Source organism: Streptomyces odonnellii, from assembly GCF_000981895.1.
Lineage (GTDB): Bacteria > Actinomycetota > Actinomycetes > Streptomycetales > Streptomycetaceae > Streptomyces > Streptomyces odonnellii.
This window is the reverse complement of sequence record NZ_LATD01000277.1, coordinates 1-17,009: the sequence shown is the minus strand read 5'-3', so window position 1 is coordinate 17,009 and position 17,009 is coordinate 1. Positions and strand designations below refer to the sequence as shown.

Below are 17,009 nucleotides of genomic sequence, written 5' to 3'. Positions count from 1 at the left end.
GACGCGCTCATGTGGCGTGCGTCGGTGACATGGCCCAAGCGGCCTGCTCAGTCGGTGAAGCGGCCTGCTCAGTCGATGTGCTTGAGCTTGTCGGGGTTGGTCACGGTGTAGATCTCGGTGACCTGGTCGCCTTCCGGGGCCAGGCCGATGACCATGACCGCGAAGGGCTCGTCGTCGGCGAACAGCACCGCGGTGGGATCGCCGTTGACCGTCCGGTAGCGGACGTCGAGGTTCTCGGGGGCACGGCCGGCCACGCCGGCGATCATGCGGGCGACCTTGTCGCGGCCGTGCAGCGGGCGCTGGACGGTCTGCCTGACCCGGCCGCCGCCATCGGTCCACATGGTCACGTCGGGGGCCAGGACCCGCAGGAGCGCGTCCAGATCGCCGCCGAGCGCGGCGGCGAGAAACCGCTCGGTGGCCTCGCGCCGCACCCGGGGCTCGGTCCGGTGGCGGGGGCGGCGGGACCGGACGTGCTCGCGGGCGCGGTGGGCGAGCTGGCGGACCGCCGCCGGGGCGCGGTCGAGGATCCCGGCGATCTCGGTGTGGGGGTAGCCGAACACCTCGTGCAGCACGAACACCGCGCGCTCCAGCGGAGTCAGCGTCTCCAGCACCACCAGCAGCGCGATCGACACCGCCTCGGCGCGCACGACCGCGCCCGAGGCGTCCCCCGTGCCGTCGCCGCCCGGGCCGCCAGGGGCACCGGAGGCGCCCGCGGTGAGCGGAACGGTGCCGGGGGCGGTGAGCAGGGGTTCCGGCAGCCAGGGCCCGACGTACTCCTCGCGGCGGCGGCTCACACTCGCCCGGCGCGCCAGCGCGCCGTTGACCGCGATCCGCACCAGATAGGCGCGTTGGTGGGTGACCGGCGCACCTGCCTGTTCCCGGTTCCTGGCCGCCCAGGCCAGCCAGGTGTCCTGGAGGACGTCCTCGGTGTCGGCGACGCTGCCCAGGATGTTGTAGACGAGGGAGAAGAGCAGCTCGCGATGGTCCAGGAAGACCTGGGTCGCCGCGTCGGCCGCGCCCGCCGCGTCAGCCTCCCCCGAAGCAGACGAAGCCGCCGAAGCCGACGAAGCCCCCGCCGCGTCTGCCGCGTCTGTCGCGTCCGTACGAGAGGCTTCGGCTCCCTCCGCCGAGCCGGGCGGCCTGCCGGTGCCGGACATTGATCACTCCTCCTGCTCGCGTTCCCTGTGCCACATCCCGAGAGCCCATGAGGCTCCCGGAGTGTGACGTACGCGCAGAAAGTGTGACCTCCGTCACCCGACGGCAGGCGGAGCGGTCCTGCCCGTCAGCCGGTCAGGCCGTACGCGTCCGCGATGAGTTCGTAGCTCCGCAGCCGCGCCTCGCCGCCATGGGCATTGGCGGTGATCATCAGCTCGTCGGCGCCGGTGCGCTTCTGGAGGTCGTTGAGACCGTCGCGTACCGCGTCCGGGGTGCCGTGCACGATATTGGTGAGCCAGGTGTTCACGAACTCCTGCTCCAGCGAGCTGAATCGGTACGCCTCGGCCTCCTCCGGCGTCGGGATGAGCCCCGGCCGGCCGGTGCGCAGCCGGACCATGGAGAGGGCCCCGGTGAGGACCTGGCGGCGGGCCTCGCGTTCGTCGTCACTGGCCAGCGCCGCGACCCCGATCAGGGCGTACGGCTCGTCGAGCACCTCGGCGGGGCGGAAGTTCTCGCGGTAGATGTCGAGCGCCGGAATGGTGTTCTGCGCCGAGAAGTGGTGGGCGAAGGCGAAGGGCAGCCCGAGCATCGCGGCCAGCCGCGCGCTGAAACCGGACGAGCCGAGCAGCCAGACCGGCGGCCGGGCGGCGGGCCCCTGGACCGGGCCGGGGACCGCGTGGATCCGGGAGTACGGATGGGCGTCGGGGAAGTCGTCGTCCAGGAACCGGGTCAGCTCGGAGAGCTGCTGCGGAAAGTCGTCGGCGCCCTCGTTGAGCCGGTCGGAGCGGCGCAGCGCCGCCGCCGTCCCCCCGTCGGTGCCCGGCGCGCGCCCGAGGCCCAGATCGATCCGGCCCGGCGCGAGCGCCTCCAGCGTGCCGAACTGCTCGGCGATCACCAGCGGTGCGTGATTGGGCAGCATGACGCCGCCCGAGCCGAGCCGGATGCGCTCGGTGTGGGCGGCGAGATGGGCGAGGATCACGGCCGGGGAGGAGGAGGCGACCCCGGGCATGGAGTGGTGCTCGGCGACCCAGTGCCGGTGGTAGCCCCTGCGCTCGGCGAGCCGCGCCAGCTCGACGCTCGTACGGAGCGACCGGGCGGCGGTGGATCCCGTACCCACCGTGACCAGGTCCAGTACGGAGAGGGGTACGGGGGCGGTGCCCCGCGCGGTGCCCCGGATCCCGTCCGTCGTGCCTCGGCTCGTGTCGTGGTCGTCCACCGGTCAAGACCCTCCTGCGCTGAAGTGCGTACACGCGTGCACACTCGTACGGAAGGGTTCCAACGGGAGGGGTTCTCCGCTTATTCCCGCGCCTTGTTCCCGGGTCGCGTTGCTGTGCTGTCAATCGCCGCACGGGCTCAAGGTCTGCGATGGTCCCGGCTTCAGTCCCGGCTTCCGAACAGCGTGCCCAGTCTCGGCAGCCACACCTTGCGCTGTGCCAGCCTCAGCCCTTCCCAGACCGACACCTGGTTCGCGGTCAGCACCGGCTTGCCGAGTGCCTCCTCCAGCTCGGGCACGAAGGCCGCCGTGTGCAGGGCCGTGTCCGGGACGAGTACGGCCTGCGCGTCCGGATGGTCGCCCGCGTGCGCCAGTTCCAGCACCTGGTCCCGGCCCCAGGTGCCGACCTCGGCGGCGGTGACGATCCCGCTGGCGCGGTCCGCGACGACTTCGATCCCGGCCGACTTCAGGAATGCGGTGAAGCAGGCGGTGACATCCTCCGGGTAGGTGGCCGCGATGGCGACCCGCTCCGCGCCCAGCGCCCGTACGGCGTGGACGAAGGCGAACGACGTGCTCGACGCGGGCAGTCCGGCGGCTCTGGCCAGGGCGCGCGTCTGTTCATGGGCGCCCTCCCACCCGTACACGAAGCTCCCGCTCGTACAGGCCCAGACGACGGACTGCGCGCCCGCCAGCCGCAGCTCCTCCACCCCGCGCGCCAGCCGGTCCGCGGAGCCCATCTCGATCAGGGCGTCGACGCGGTGGGCGTCCTCACCGATGTCCGTATGGACGACCGCCAGCCGGATGTCGATGCCGAACAGCGCCTCCATGCGCGGATAGTCGTCCTCGGCGGAGTGTCCGGGGTAAAGGAATCCGACGGTGGTCATCTCCAGCCTTCCTCACTGGTCACTCGTCACGGGTCACTCGTCCGGCAGCGGCTCCGGAGGCGATTCGTTCAACGGCGGCTCCGGCGCTGTCGGCGGTATCGGGGGCACCTCCGGCAGGGGCGCCGCCGGACCGGCGGGCACCACAGGCGGCGGGACGACGGGCACGACCGGCCCGACCGCCGCCACCTCGCGTGCTCCCTGCGCCTCCGCCACCTCCTGGCGTATCTCCCTCATCTCCTCCCGTACCGCACGCGCCTCGTCCGCCTGGCGCGCCTCGCCCGCCGGGCTCCGGTCGAGCAGCAGCCCTTGGTACGGACCGACCGCACGCGCCCCGAGCCTGCGCAGCGCCGCCCACATCGTCACCTGGTTGGCGGACAGCACCGGCATCCGCAGCTCCGCCTCCAACTGTGGAATCGCGTCATACGTAGGCAGATTCGTACAGCTGATGAAGAGCGCGTCCGCCGATCCGACGACCGCCTCCCGCGCCATGTCCACGACCGAGCGGTAGGGCACCTTCCAAATGTGCCGTGTCAGCCCCAGAAAGGCGCGTCCGGTCACGGTTACCCCGACCTCCGCCAGATAGTCCTCCAGCGCCTGGGTGACCGACTCCGTATAGGGCGTGACCAGCGCGATCCTGGTCACACCCAGTTCCTCAATGGCCTCGATGAGGGCCCCGGTGGTGGTGAGCGAGGGCACCTCGCCGGCGCGGGTCATCGCCTCGCACATGGCGCGCTCGCCGGCCGGGCCGCCGACAAAACTGCCCGAGGTGCAGGCGTACGCGACGACCTCGGGCTCGGACGCGCCGAGCGCCCGCACCGCCTCACCGAGCGTCTCGTGCTCGCTGACCAGCCTGGCCAGGTCCAGGGAGACCTCGACGGGTACGTACGGGGTCCTGGTGACCCGCAGCGAGATGTCGTCCGGGACCCAGCGCCACAGCTCGCGGTCCAGGGCGAAGTCGAAAGGAGCGACCACACCCACTCCACGCTGCGGCTGTGGTCCACCGAGAAAAGACACGTGCAAGACCGGGCCCCCTTAGCCTGTTATTGACGACGGTAAGAGCCAGGTGCAAGCGTGGTCAATCCGCACATCTCAGACGTTGCACGGAATTTCCAGGGCTGAAATCCGCCCGCGGCGACCGACCGTCCGACCGGCTCCGGCAGAAGGGCTCCTCCCCATGCCAGCAATGCCAGCCCCCGTCCTCCTCGTGCTGGACGCGGACCCTCCGCCACGCCTCGGCCGGCTCACCGGGAAGGCCCGGATCCAGCACACCGACGAGGCCGGTCTCGGGGACCTGCTCCCGGCCGCCGATGTCCTGCTGGTCTGGGACTTCACGTCCGACGCGGTACGGAACGCCTGGCCCGGAGAGGGCCCGCGGCCGCGCTGGGTGCACACCGCGAGCGCGGGGGTGGACCGGCTGCTCTGTCCCGAGCTGATCGCCGCCGACACCGTCGTGACCAATGCCCGGGGCATCTTCGAGGAGCCGATCGCCGAGTATGTGGCCGGGCTGGTGCTCGCCATGGCGAAGGATCTGCCGGGGACCCTGGAACTCCAGCGTCAGCGCCGCTGGCGCCATCGCGAGGGGCTGCGGGTCGCGGAGAGCAGGGCCGTGGTGATCGGCGCGGGGCCGATCGGCCGGGCCGTCGCCGGGACGCTGCGCGCGCTGGGGGTGACGGTGGCCGTCACGGGCCGTACGGCACGGCCGGGGGTGTACGGGCCCGACCAGCTCGACCGGCTGGTGTCCAGGGCCGACTGGGTGATCGGCGCGGCGCCGCTGACGGACGCGACCCGCGGCATGTTCGACGCGCGCCTCTTCGGTCTGATGCAGCCCTCCGCCCGCTTCATCAATGTGGGACGGGGACAGCTCGTGATCGAGAACGATCTGATCGCGGCGGTGTCGAAACGCTGGATCGCGGGCGCTGCGCTCGATGTGTTCGAGAGTGAGCCGCTGGACCCGGAGAGCCCGCTGTGGGACGTCCCGGGCCTGATCGTCTCACCTCATATGAGCGGTGACACGGTCGGCTGGCGGGACCGGCTGGGCGCACAGTTCGTTGAACTGTATGAACTTTGGGCGGCCGGAAAGCCCCTCCCGAACGTGGTCGACAAGAAACGTGGGTACGTCCCCATGCATGACTGATCACACGCACCGGACCGACCTGCCGGAACCGTCCGCGGCCCCGGGTCTCGCCGGCCTGACCGCGCGGCAGCTCCTGGCCGGCTACGAGCAGGGCGACTTCTCGCCCGTCGACGCGACCCGTGCGGTGCTGGAGCGGATCGAGGAGGTCCAGCCGCTGGTCAACGCCTTCGTCCGGGTGGATGCCGAGGCGGCGCTCGGCCAGGCGGAGGAGTCGGCGGCGCGCTGGCGCAAGAAGGAGCCGCAGGGGCTGCTCGACGGGGTGCCGGTCTCGGTGAAGGACGTCTTCCTCCAGCGCGGCGGCCCGACCCTGCGCGGTTCGCGGACCGTACGGGCCGAGGGGGCGTGGGAGGAGGACGCCCCGGCGGTGGCGCGGCTGCGCGAGCACGGCGCCGTACTCGTCGGCAAGACGACCACGCCGGAGTTCGGCTGGAAGGGTGTCACGGACTCGCCGCTGTCCGGGGTGACCCGTAATCCGTACGACCGCACGCGCACGGCGGGCGGCTCCAGCGGCGGCAGCGCGGCGGCGGTGGCGCTGGGCGCGGCGCCGCTGTCGATCGGTACGGACGGCGGCGGCTCGGTCCGTATCCCGGCCTCCTTCTGCGGGATCTTCGGGCTCAAGCCGACCTATGGCCGGGTGCCGCTCTACCCGTCCAGCCCGTTCGGCACGCTGGCGCACGCCGGGCCGATGACCCGGGACGCGGCGGACGCCGCCCTGCTGCTGGATGTGATCAGCGGCCCGGACCGGCGTGACTGGTCGCAGCTCGCCCCCGCGCCGCCGATGAGCGGTTCGCTGGGCGAGGGGGTGCGCGGGCTGCGGGTCGCGTACTCCCCGTCCTTCGGCGGGCAGGTGGCCGTGCGCCCGGCGGTGGCCTCGGCCGTACGGGGCGCGGTGGGCCGGCTCGCGGAGCTGGGCGCGTACATCGAGGAGGCCGACCCGGACATCACCGATCCGGTGGAGGCCTTCCACACGCTGTGGTTCAGCGGCGCGGCCCGGCTGGCGCAGCCGCTCAACGAGCACCAGCGGCAGCTTCTCGACCCCGGGCTGCGGGAGATCCGGGCGATCGGCGAGCGGTACAGCGCGGTGGACTATCTGGCCGCGGTGGACGTACGGATGGAGCTGGGGCGGCGGCTCGGCAGGTTCCACGAGTCGTACGACCTGCTGGTCACGCCCACGCTGCCGATCACCGCGTTCGAGGCGGGGGCCGAGACCCCGGCACGCTCGGGGCTGCGCCGCTGGACCGGCTGGACGCCCTTCACGTACCCGTTCAATCTGACGCAGCAGCCCGCCGCGAGCGTGCCGTGCGGGGTGGACGAGGACGGGCTGCCGATCGGGATCCAGCTTGTCGCCGCGCGGCACGCCGACGCGCTGGTGATGCGCGCGGCACACGCGCTGTACGAATCGGGAGCGGCCCGGATCCCGGCGCCGGAAGCGGGGTTCTGAGCCCGGCGCGAGGCGCTGCGGCAGGCGCGGGACGCTGAGCCCGGCACGGGACGCTGGGGCGGGCGCGGGGATCCGAGCCCTGCGCCCCGCCCGGCTGCGCCCTGCTACGCCCTGCGGAAGCTGAGCGTCTCGCCGATGGCGCCCGCGCGCCACAGGTCTTGGCAGGCCTCGGCCATCCGGTCGAGGCCGTCGACCACCGAGCCCCAGACGATGCCGGGGATCCACCCCATGTCCCCGTTGATCAGCAGATTGTTGCGCTCGTAGAAGAGGGCGAGATCCACGACGGTACGGCGTCCCCGTACGGCCTGTTCGTCATAGCCGTACGACGCCGTGCCCAGCTCCGTCTCGGAGAAGGTGAAGTAGCAGAGATCGCCCGGGATGGGGGTGACGGTCGGATTCTCCAGCGGCGGTTCCTCGGCGGCGAAGGCCGGGAACAGCGCGTAGATCTCATTGCGGGCGTATTTCGCGTGATAGACGTCCGAGCCCAGCGGCAGGGCCTCCCACACCGCCGCACAGGTGACCGGGGCCCGGTCGTCCAGGAGTTTCGCGGTGCACTCCACTCCGCGCTTGTCGAGTGACACAGTCACAAATCGGTCGGTCATGTCCTCATCGTCCTCGTCCGGCCGACCGAGTCAAGACCGCCACCACGCCGGTACCACTGGGTCCAATGAGACCTCTGGGGAAAGTGTGCCGGAACCCGTACGCATAACCGGAGTGGACCGGGGTAGCCGCGCGGCCATGGCTTCACCACCGGAAAACACCTTCTCAGGGCTCCTGAGACGCCGTTCCCTGCTGATGGGCACGGCGGTTCTGGGCGCCACGGGGGCGTTCGGCGCCGCCGGCTGCGCCAAGGTCCCCACCGGCGACACCCTCGCCCGGCTGAAATCGCAGCGCACCGTAAGGCTCGGTATCGCGGGCGAGGCGCCGTACGGATTCATCGACCAGAACGGCGAGTTCACGGGCGAGGCCGTGGAACTCGCCAAAGTGATCTTCAAACGCCTCGGCGTCGGCGGCGTCCAGCCCGTCGCCACCGATTTCTCCTCGCTGATCCCCGGGCTCAACTCCCAGCAGTTCGATGTGGTGTCGGCCGGGATGTACATCAACAAGGAGCGCTGCGACCAGGTCATCTTCGCCGATCCGGAATACCAGATGCTCGACTCGTTCATCGTGCGCAAGGGAAATCCCAAGAAGCTCCTTTCGTACCAGGACGTCGTGCGGACCAGAGCGAAATTCGCCACCGGAACCGGCTATGCCGAGATCGACTACGCGATATCCGCCGGAGTGCCGGAGAAGGAGATCGTGATTCTCCAGGATCCGGTGGCCGGGCTGAACGCGGTCGAATCCGGCCGGGTCGATGTCTTCGCGGGCACGGCGCTCACCGGGCGCAGTGTGGTGCGGAAGAGCCGCAGGGCCGAGGCGACAGAACCGTTCGCGCCGGTCGTGGACGGCAAGAAGAAGATCGACGGCGGCGGATTCGCCTTCCGGCCCACCGATACGGAACTCCGCGATGCCTTCAACACCGAGATCCACGCCATGAAGAAGAGCGGCGAACTCTTCCGTGTCCTCCGGCCGTTCGGCTTCACCGAGTCGGAGATGACCACCCTGACGGCCGAGGAGCTGTGCGCATGACGGCCGGCCTCTGGACGCACTGGGTGCTGCCCGGCATCTGGATCACCGTACAACTCACCGTGTACAGCGCCGCGCTGGCCACCGTCGTGGCCTTCGCCGTCGGCACGGCCCGTACCCACCGCTCGCGTACCGTCCGCTTTCTCGCGGGCCTGTACACCGAGATCTTCCGGGGCACTTCGGCGCTGGTGCTGATGTTCTGGCTGTTCTTCGTGATGCCGAGCCTGTTCGGCTGGGCGCTGGTCCCGATGTGGGCGGCGGTACTGGCGCTGGGCCTGTCGTACGGGGCGTACGGCGCGGAAGTCGTGCGCGGCGCGCTCAACTCGGTCGCTCCGGCGCAGCGTGAGGCGGGGATCGCGCTGAACTTCACGCCCTGGCAGCGGCTTCGGCTGATCATGCTGCCACAGGCGGTACCCGAGATGATCCCGCCGTTCAGCAATCTCCTCGTCGAACTGCTGAAGGGCACCGCGCTGGTCTCCCTGCTCGGGGTGGCCGATGTGTCGTTCGCCGCCTATCTGGTCCGGCTGGCCACCCAGGAAAGCGCGCAGATCTATTCGGTGACCCTGGTGATCTATTTCGTACTCGCCTTTCTGCTCACCCGGGGAATGCGGACGCTGGAACGGAAGACCAAGGCCGGTATCGGTATCACCACGACCGCCGGAGGTGCCCGGTGAACGGCTGGGACTGGTCCGCGGTCGCGGACTTCATGCCACGTTTCTGGGACGGCCTGCTCCTCACCCTCCAGGTGCTGGTGCTCGGCTCGCTCCTGTCCTTCTCCCTGGGGCTGGTCTGGGCGATCGGATTCCGCTCGGACACCCGGCTCGTACGGTGGCCGGTGCAGGCCGTCACCGAATTCATCCGGAACACCCCGCTGCTGGTGCAGCTCTTTTTCTTCTTCTTCGTCCTGCCCGAGTGGGGAGTCCAGTTCTCCGGGCTCACCACCGGCACCCTGGCGATCGGGCTGCACTACTCGACGTACACCGCGCAGGTCTACCGGGCCGGAATCGACGCCGTACCCGCGGGGCAGTGGGAAGCGGCCACGGCGCTCAGTCTGCCGCTGCCCAGGACCTGGATCGCGGTGATCCTGCCGCAGGCGATCCGCAGGATCGTGCCGGCGCTGGGGAATTACGTCATATCGATGCTGAAGGACACCCCGCTGCTCGCCGGGATCAGTGTGCTGGAAATGCTCCAGCAGTCCCGGCTGGAGAGCGCGTCCACCTTCCAGTACACCGAACCGCTGACCGTGGTCGGTATCGCCTTCATTCTCATCGCCTACCCGGCTTCACTTCTGATGCGAGCCCTGGAGCGCCGTCTTGTCCGCTGACCTTCCTCCGACGAATGACCTCACGCCCGTGAGCGCGAAAACGAGCGCGAGCGCAAACACGGATACGGACACCGATGAACTGATCCGTTTCGACAAGGTCACCAAGAGATTCGGCAGAAACACCGTTCTCGACAATCTCTGCTTCTCGGTGCGCCCGGGAAAGCATGTCACCCTGATCGGCCCGTCCGGTTCCGGCAAGACCACGATCCTGCGGCTGCTGATGACCCTGGTACGGCCCGACGAGGGCACCATCACCGTCAGCGGCGACCAGCTCTTCCCAGCGGGCCCCAAGGAAGTCCGCGAGATACGCAAGAACATCGGCATGGTCTTCCAGCAGTTCAATCTCTTCCCGAACATGAGTGTGCTGCGCAATGTCACCGAGGCACCGGTCCGGGTGCTCGGGCTGGGCAAGGACGAGGCGGAGGCGCGCGGCCGTGAGCTGCTCGACCTGGTCGGTCTCGGCGACCGCTGCGGCGCGAAGCCGTCCCAGCTCTCGGGCGGCCAGCAGCAGCGGGTGGCGATCGCCCGCGCGCTGGCGATGCGGCCGAAGATCCTGCTGTTGGACGAGGTGACCTCGGCGCTCGACCCCGAACTGGTCGCCGGAGTGCTCGACGTCCTGCGGGACATCGCCCGTACCACGGACATCACCATGCTCTGTGTGACCCATGAGATGAACTTCGCCCGGGACATCTCGGACGAGGTCCTGATGTTCGACTCGGGCAAGGTCATCGAGTCCGGGCCGCCGGAGCGGATCTTCTCGGCGCCCGAGCACGAGAGGACGCGTGAGTTCCTTGGCGCGGTGCTCTGACCTCAGCCGCTTCCCGCTCATCGGCCTCACTGGCCCCGGCCGTCCGCTACCTGTCAACGGCCGCCCCGTACCGGGCCGTTCGCGGTTATCGTGGTACGCGGTGAGCTTGCGGTCACAACCTGTCAGGGGGGAACGGCGGTGCTGAAGCCGGAGCCGACCGCGCCGCTCCACTCGGTGCGGTACGTCCTGCGCGTCCTGGAAGCCGTGTCCAAGTACGGCGGCGGGGTGACCGAGGACCGGATCGCCCGGGACAGCGGGCTGCCGCCCGGACATCTCGTGCCCCTGCTCACGCTGCTGTGCCGCGAGGGGTACGTGGAGCGGCTCGCGGATGGCGCCTATGTGCTCGGGAACGCGCCGGCGCTGCTCGGACCGGGATCCGCCCGGCGCCGGGCCCTGGAGGCCAGGCTCCAGCGCGGCCTCGACGAGCTGCGCGACTCGGTCGGCGCGGCGGTCTACCTCAGCCGCTACATCGACGGCGAGATCAGGGTCACCCAGATCGCCGAGGGGCCGCTGACACCCGCGGTCAACGAGTGGGTCGACTTCCGCTCCACCGCCCACGCCAGCGCGATCGGCAAGTGCCTGCTGACCCAGCTCGACCGGAACGGCCGCCGGGAGCATCTCGCACGCCACAGGATCGCCCGGTTCACCTCACGGACGATCACCAGCGAGCGCCTGCTCTTCTCCCGCCTCGACAGCCGCCCGCCGACCGTCCCCGTACTCGACCTCCAGGAGTACGCGGTCGGCACGGTCTGCGCCGCGGTCCCCCTGACCGCGGGCTCCACGGTGGGCTGCCTGGCGCTCTCACTCCCGGTCGAATACGCGCACCGCCTGCGCGCGGCAGCCGAGACCCTCAACCGCCGGGCAGCCCCGATGGCCCTGTCCCTGACGCTCTAGACCGCTGGGCGACACTCTCGGACCTCGCGGCGCATGGTCCGGAGCACTCCTGAGCACCGGGTATTATTTTCGAGTCAGCAGGCGCCGCTAGCTCAGTTGGTTAGAGCAGCTGACTCTTAATCAGCGGGTCCGGGGTTCGAGTCCCTGGCGGCGCACCAGCGAATGGGTCACTGACCTGGGCGTTCTCGGAAGCCGAGAACGCCCTTTCGCATTTCCGGACACATACGGACCGCATACGGACCGCGCACGAAACCTCGTAGGAAACCCCGTACGGGACCGCGCAAAGGGCCGGCAAAGGGCCCGCACAGGCCCCGTCACGGTGCCCGTCCGGAGAGCCGCTGTACGTGTCCTGTACCGCGCCGCGCCAAGTGGACGGTGCCGGTCGTTCCCCCTGGGTCGGTGACCTTGGCAGGTAGTCGCTTCGTCCGTTACCCCCCGAACAGGCAGGTCCTACGCTCATGCCCGAACTCAACCGGCGCCGCTTCCTCCAGATAGCCGGCGCGACCGCGGGTTTCTCCGCGCTCTCCGAGAGCATCGCCCGCGCCGCCGCCATCCCGGCCGGACGCCGGTCCGGCACCATCGAGGACGTCGAGCACATCGTCGTGCTGATGCAGGAGAACCGCTCCTTCGACCACTACTTCGGTTCGCTCAAGGGCGTACGCGGATTCGGCGACCCCCGGCCGATGACCCCGGCCGGCGGGAAGTCGGTCTGGCACCAGTCCGACGGCACCAAGGACATCCTGCCGTTCCACCCGGACGTCGAGGACCTCGGCATGCAGTTCATCGCCGGGCTCGACCACGACTGGGCGGGCGGCCACCAGGCGTGGAACCAGGGCCGGTACGACCAGTGGATCCCGGCCAAGTCACCGGGGACGATGGCGTATCTGAAGCGTCAGGACATTCCGTTCCACTACGCCCTGGCCGACGCCTTCACCGTGTGCGACGCGTACCACTGCTCGTTCATCGGCGCCACCGACCCCAACCGCTACTACATGTGGACGGGCCACACCGGGAACGACGGCAAGGGCGGCGGGCCCGTCCTCGGCAATGACGAGCTGGGATACGACTGGACGACGTACCCGGAGCGGCTCGAAGAGGCCGGTGTCTCCTGGAAGATCTACCAGGACACGGGCGACGGGCTCGACGCGGCCGGCGGCTGGGGCTGGATCGACGACGCCTACCGCGGCAACTACGGCGACAACTCCCTGCTGTACTTCAACAAGTACCGCAACGCCAAGCCCGGCGACGCGCTGTACGAGAAGGCCCGTACGGGCACGAACGCGAAGGGCGGCGACGGCTTCTTCGACATCCTCAAGGCCGACGTGAAGGCCGGGAAGCTCCCCCGTATCTCCTGGATCGCCGCGCCCGAGGCCTTCTCCGAGCACCCCAACTGGCCCGCGAACTACGGCGCTTGGTACATCTCGCAGGTGCTGGACGCGCTCACCTCCAACCCCGAGGTGTGGAGCAGGACGGCGCTCTTCATCACCTACGACGAGAACGACGGCTACTTCGACCACGTCCCACCGCCCTTCCCCCCGGCCTCCGCCGCGCAGGGCGCCTCCACGGTCGACACCTCGCTCGACCACTTCCCGGGCGACAGCCGCCACGCCGCCGGGCCCTACGGCCTGGGCCAGCGGGTGCCGATGCTGGTCGTCTCCCCCTGGAGCACCGGCGGTTACGTCTGCTCCGAGGTCTTCGACCACACCTCCGTCATCCGCTTCATGGAGCGCCGGTTCGGGGTGCGCGAGCCGAACATCTCGCCCTGGCGCCGTGCCGTCTGCGGCGATCTGACCTCCGCCTTCGACTTCGGTCTCAAGGACACCAGGCACACCCCGCTGCCGGACACCGACGCGTACGAGCCGACGGACAACGAGCGGCACCCCAGCTACCGGCCGGTCCCGCCCGCGCAGGGCGTCCTGCCCAAGCAGGAGAAGGGGTACCGGCCCGCACGGCCGCTCCCCTACGCCCCCTTCGTCGACGGCGCCTCGACCCCCTCGACCGGGCGTTTCACGCTCACCTTCAGCGGCGGCGCCTCCGCGGGTGTCTGCTTCACGGTGACCTCGGCGAACCGCACCGACGGCCCCTGGACCTACACCACCGGGGCCGGGCAGCAGCTCTCCGACACCTGGAACACGCAGTACTCGCAGGGCGCGTACGACCTGTCGGTGTTCGGGCCCAACGGTTTCCTCCGTACGTTCCAGGGCTCCGGCACTGCCGCCGCCCCCGAGGTGACGGCCCGCCACGAGGCCCCCGGAAGCCGTGACGGGCACGGATCCCACCATGGCCCGGACAAGAAGGCCGGCTCCGCGGCCGTGGTGCTGACCCTGACGAACACGTCCAGGACCGACCGCCGTCTGACGATCACCAACGCGTACGGCGGCAGGAGCGCGACCGTCAAGGTGCCCGCGGGCGGACGTGTCGTACACCGGGTGGAGCTCGACGGCACCAAGCGCTGGTACGACCTGACGGTGGTCTCCGACAAGGACAAGGGCTACCTGCGCCGCCTCGCCGGCCACGTGGAAACCGGCACCCCCGGCGTCAGCGACCCGGCGATCATCACGGGCTGACCCCCACAAGACCGCTCGATCGACGACAGCAGCGGGGCCCTTCGCGGCGCCGGGGCCCCGCTGCTGTGTCGGACGACCTCAGAGGTCGAGCGATCTCACCGGTCGAGCGACTTCACGGGTCGAGCAGCCTCGGGGTTCAGGCGACCGAGCGGGTGCCGTCGACCATGGGGCTCACGCCGAAGATGTCGACCGCGTGGTAGTACGTCCACGCCAGGGCGTCGCAGGACACCTTCGTGGCACCCGAGTACTTCGCGCACACACGCTTGAGGTCCGCGTAGAAAGCGGAGTCGATCCGGGCCTTGTTGGCGCTGAACGTGCCGGCCGCCTTGTAGTTGCGGTAGCCGAAGTCGTGGCGCACGCAGGCGTTCTGGAAGGGGAAGCCGAAGGGGTTGTCGGGCGACGAGGAACAGTAGTCCGTGGACCAGTCGAAGCCGTACGCCGACCAGGCGCCCTGGTTGTTACGGGCCGCCATGAACGAGTTGTAGCTGTTCACGGACTCCTGGGTCCAACTGCTGAGCACCTGCGGCTTGTCCGCCGGGGCGGCGGTGGCCAAAGTGGCCGTCAGCAGGGAAGCGGCGATGGCGAGTACGGCCGAGGCGAGCGGGAGAGCCAGACGTCTGCGCATGACGGATCAACCTCCGTACGGTATGGGGGGACACGCTCCCTGCCCGGGGTGGCATGGAGCGCCGCAAGCGTGAACGGCACGGCTGTCGCACGGGTCTACGCGCGATGACCGCCGCGGGAATGGTCCCCCAAATCCCGGCGCGGGCAAACCCTTGTGACACCGAACGCCCCTGTGAACGCTCCGAGTTGACGGTTCCGTCCCGGGCTGACCGGTCTGCGCCCGCGCGCCCCGCGCCGAGATGCGCGGGGCGGGGCGGACGTACGCTCCCTACGGGGCGACTCCCCACAAGGTGACGACACGCGCCTCGGGGAGCGCGGACCGCGCGGCGGCGGACCGGGCGGGGCGCCGTGCCCCCCGAGGTTCTTACGGCCTGACCACGCCGGCCCACGGCCGGCCACGCGTCAGAACTGGATGTTCAGAACCGGAGGTTCAGAACCGGACGCCCTGAAGCTGAGCAGCTCAGAACCGGACGTCCAGTGCCGGACGTCTCAGAACTGGACGTCGGAGCACGCGTAGAACGCGTTCCCCGTGTCGGCGATGGTCCACACCGCCAGGATGATGTGCTTGCCCGACCTCGAAGGCAGCGTGCCCGAGTGCGACAGCGTCGCGGGCGGCTGCTGGTTGTTGTACGGCACCGTCAGGAACGGCTGGGTGTCCAGGGCGGCGCGGGTGAGCGGCGCGGAGGAGTTCCAACCGTTCTTGGTGATGTAGTACTTGAAGTCGGTCGTGGCGTGCCGCGCGGTGAACTGCCAGCGGAAGTTGTAGCTCTGGCCGCCGTTCACCTTGGTGGTCGGCCAGGAGCCGCCACGCGGGTCGTCGAGCTGCGCGAACTGGCCGAGGCCGCCCGAGCAGATCTTGCCGTCGGCGGGGCCGCCGTTCGGGAAGCCCTTGGGCCCCTCGACGCTCTGCGGCTCCCACTGGATGTTGCCGCAGTTGGTCACCGTGCCGTTGGCACAGAGCTTCTGACGGCTGATGGGGGAGTCCGTGTAGCCATGGCTGCTTGCACTGCTGGTGGCGAGCAGGGACACGCCCGCCACGGCGAGGCCGACAACGGCCGCGCCTATCTTCTTTCGCATGCTTCGCTCCAGAGAACGTGGGGAGTTCGGTGAGCCGTACTGCACGCGTGCAGGGGGAACAGTCTGCGGTCTAGACCAAGCTCTAGAGTATTAACGGAACTTGACCGTGTCCATAACAAGTACGAGCCAGGTCCAGACCAATTACAGCCTCTCCGGAGTGCCTTGCCGCCCGGTGTAGAACGCCACGGTGAGGTCCTTGACCAGCACCTTGCGCTCGTAATCGTCCAGTTCGACCAGTCCGCGGGCGGTCAGCCGGTGCACCGTGTCGTCCACCGCGTCCACCACCGAAGTCAGCACGCTGTCCCGGTGCTTGGCGTCGATCGCCGCGATCCGGCTTCGCTGCATCGCGGCGGCGATCTCCGGCGCGTACTCGATCCGGGTCGGCTGCGCGGAGAACACATCGATGCCGACGGGCCGGCACTCCGCCGAGAGCATCCGGGTCAGCGCGTCGCCGACCGCCTCCGCGTTGCGCAGGGTGGGGGCCTCGTCGTGGAAGGTGTCGGCGGGAAGCTGGGAGAGCACCCGCGCCATCGCCGCCTCGACCTGCTCGCGCAGATACTCCTCGTGGTCCTGCACGCCGAGGGCCGCGCGTACGGTGTCCCTGACCCGCCAGATGACCAGCACGACCACGAACAGCGCGGTGCCGTTCGAGTCGACCGCGGGCATCGGCTCGCTGCGCCAGTGCCGCAGCCGTACGTCCACCCGCCGGCGCAGCAGCAGCGGGCTCACCCAGACCAGTCCGGTACGGCGCACACTGCCCCGGTACTCGCCGAACAGGGTGAGCACCCAGGCATGACCGACCCGGCCGCGGCCGAGCCCGCCGAAGGCGAAGAGGGTGACGGTCCCGCCGAGCGCGAGCAGGGCCCACTGGCCGATGCCGATGCCGCGGTCGGGGTTCGACCCCAGCCCGAGCGGCGCGGTCACGGCCTCCGGTACGGCCCCGGACCACCACACGACCGCCGCGCACGCGACGAGCGCGAGCACCCCGACGAGCACGGCGGCCCACCCGGGCAGCGCGGGCCCTGGCCGCTCGGCCAGCTTGGGATCCACGGGCGGCGGAGGCCGCAGCGGTACGGCGGGCACGGCGGGCGGCACGCGCCTGACCCGGGGCTGCTCCCCGGTCCCCCAGCGCCGCCCGGTGCCGGTGGACTTGGCGTCGTCGGCGGCGGTCTCGTCGCGGAAGAGGAGATGTACGGGGATCTCATGGGTGGACTCCCCGACGATGAGGGGGCTCCATCGGGGGGCGGGTTCAGCGGAGCCGG

At 70.1% G+C, this 17,009-nt stretch carries 16 protein-coding genes and 1 tRNA gene; 9 read left to right on the top strand and 8 right to left on the bottom strand.

The features are described 5' to 3' along the window. Window positions 1-68: 68 nt before the first annotated feature. The 4 genes from sigJ to WH07_RS24415 all read right to left on the bottom strand — a co-directional run bounded on the left by sigJ (window position 69) and on the right by WH07_RS24415 (window position 4,272). Window positions 69-1,157: an RNA polymerase sigma factor SigJ gene (gene sigJ, locus WH07_RS24430; protein ID WP_079023522.1), complete on the bottom strand. Its 1,089-nt coding sequence runs from the start codon at window positions 1,155-1,157 to the stop codon at window positions 69-71. 125 nt (window positions 1,158-1,282) lie between these two features. Continuing rightward, window positions 1,283-2,371: an LLM class flavin-dependent oxidoreductase gene (locus WH07_RS24425; RefSeq protein WP_046504026.1), complete on the bottom strand. Its 1,089-nt coding sequence runs from the start codon at window positions 2,369-2,371 to the stop codon at window positions 1,283-1,285. A 161-nt stretch (window positions 2,372-2,532) separates the two neighbouring features. Continuing rightward, window positions 2,533-3,252, bottom strand: a complete 720-nt coding sequence (locus WH07_RS24420; RefSeq protein WP_046504023.1) for a maleate cis-trans isomerase family protein — start codon at window positions 3,250-3,252, stop codon at window positions 2,533-2,535. Between the two features lie 33 nt (window positions 3,253-3,285). Next, window positions 3,286-4,272: a maleate cis-trans isomerase family protein gene (locus WH07_RS24415; protein ID WP_079023521.1), complete on the bottom strand. Its 987-nt coding sequence runs from the start codon at window positions 4,270-4,272 to the stop codon at window positions 3,286-3,288. Between the two features lie 163 nt (window positions 4,273-4,435). Here WH07_RS24415 and WH07_RS24410 point away from each other — a divergent pair, with 163 nt between their 5' ends. Both WH07_RS24410 and WH07_RS24405 read left to right on the top strand, forming a co-directional pair. Continuing rightward, a complete protein-coding gene (locus tag WH07_RS24410) occupies window positions 4,436-5,386 on the top strand; it encodes a D-2-hydroxyacid dehydrogenase (protein ID WP_046504019.1) in 951 nt (316 codons plus the stop codon). After that, the gene (locus tag WH07_RS24405) at window positions 5,379-6,827 is read left to right on the top strand and encodes an amidase (RefSeq protein ID WP_046504016.1); all 1,449 of its coding nucleotides are present in this window, start codon (window positions 5,379-5,381) and stop codon (window positions 6,825-6,827) included. Before WH07_RS24410 ends, WH07_RS24405 begins: the two co-directional genes overlap by 8 nt. A gap of 104 nt (window positions 6,828-6,931) precedes the next feature. Here WH07_RS24405 and WH07_RS24400 read toward each other — a convergent pair whose 3' ends face one another. After that, the gene (locus tag WH07_RS24400; protein ID WP_046504012.1) at window positions 6,932-7,429 is read right to left on the bottom strand and encodes a DUF3830 family protein; all 498 of its coding nucleotides are present in this window, start codon (window positions 7,427-7,429) and stop codon (window positions 6,932-6,934) included. Between the two features lie 193 nt (window positions 7,430-7,622). On the opposite strand from WH07_RS24400, the gene ehuB reads away from it, so the two are divergent. The 7 genes from ehuB (at window position 7,623) to WH07_RS24365 (ending at window position 14,046) form a co-directional block, all read left to right on the top strand. Further along, on the top strand, window positions 7,623-8,456 hold the full coding sequence (gene ehuB, locus WH07_RS24395) for an ectoine/hydroxyectoine ABC transporter substrate-binding protein EhuB (RefSeq protein ID WP_046504009.1): 834 nt from the start codon (window positions 7,623-7,625) through the stop codon (window positions 8,454-8,456). Then, a complete protein-coding gene (gene ehuC / locus WH07_RS24390) occupies window positions 8,453-9,127 on the top strand; it encodes an ectoine/hydroxyectoine ABC transporter permease subunit EhuC (protein ID WP_046504006.1) in 675 nt (224 codons plus the stop codon). Before ehuB ends, ehuC begins: the two co-directional genes overlap by 4 nt. Before the next feature lie 32 nt (window positions 9,128-9,159). After that, on the top strand, window positions 9,160-9,777 hold the full coding sequence (gene ehuD / locus WH07_RS24385; RefSeq protein ID WP_046504053.1) for an ectoine/hydroxyectoine ABC transporter permease subunit EhuD: 618 nt from the start codon (window positions 9,160-9,162) through the stop codon (window positions 9,775-9,777). A gap of 28 nt (window positions 9,778-9,805) precedes the next feature. Then, the gene (locus WH07_RS24380) at window positions 9,806-10,585 is read left to right on the top strand and encodes an amino acid ABC transporter ATP-binding protein (RefSeq protein WP_046504003.1); all 780 of its coding nucleotides are present in this window, start codon (window positions 9,806-9,808) and stop codon (window positions 10,583-10,585) included. Between the two features lie 141 nt (window positions 10,586-10,726). Further along, window positions 10,727-11,479 (top strand): IclR family transcriptional regulator, encoded by a 753-nt coding sequence (locus WH07_RS24375; RefSeq protein ID WP_046504050.1) that lies wholly within the window; start codon window positions 10,727-10,729, stop codon window positions 11,477-11,479. A gap of 81 nt (window positions 11,480-11,560) precedes the next feature. After that, a tRNA-Lys gene (locus tag WH07_RS24370) sits at window positions 11,561-11,637 on the top strand. A 300-nt stretch (window positions 11,638-11,937) separates the two neighbouring features. Continuing rightward, on the top strand, window positions 11,938-14,046 hold the full coding sequence (locus WH07_RS24365) for a phosphocholine-specific phospholipase C (protein WP_046504001.1): 2,109 nt from the start codon (window positions 11,938-11,940) through the stop codon (window positions 14,044-14,046). A gap of 136 nt (window positions 14,047-14,182) precedes the next feature. Here the strand turns inward: WH07_RS24365 and WH07_RS24360 are convergent, their stop codons facing one another. From WH07_RS24360 to WH07_RS24350, 3 genes are all read right to left on the bottom strand, one after another. Further along, on the bottom strand, window positions 14,183-14,671 hold the full coding sequence (locus tag WH07_RS24360; protein ID WP_046503998.1) for a phospholipase: 489 nt from the start codon (window positions 14,669-14,671) through the stop codon (window positions 14,183-14,185). Window positions 14,672-15,159: 488 nt separating this feature from the next. Continuing rightward, window positions 15,160-15,747, bottom strand: coding sequence for a lytic polysaccharide monooxygenase auxiliary activity family 9 protein (locus tag WH07_RS24355; RefSeq protein WP_046503996.1), 588 nt, complete (start codon window positions 15,745-15,747; stop codon window positions 15,160-15,162). Window positions 15,748-15,888: 141 nt separating this feature from the next. Beyond that, on the bottom strand, window positions 15,889-17,009 hold a 1,121-nt coding region (locus tag WH07_RS24350), incomplete at its 5' end, for an SPFH domain-containing protein (RefSeq protein ID WP_046503994.1).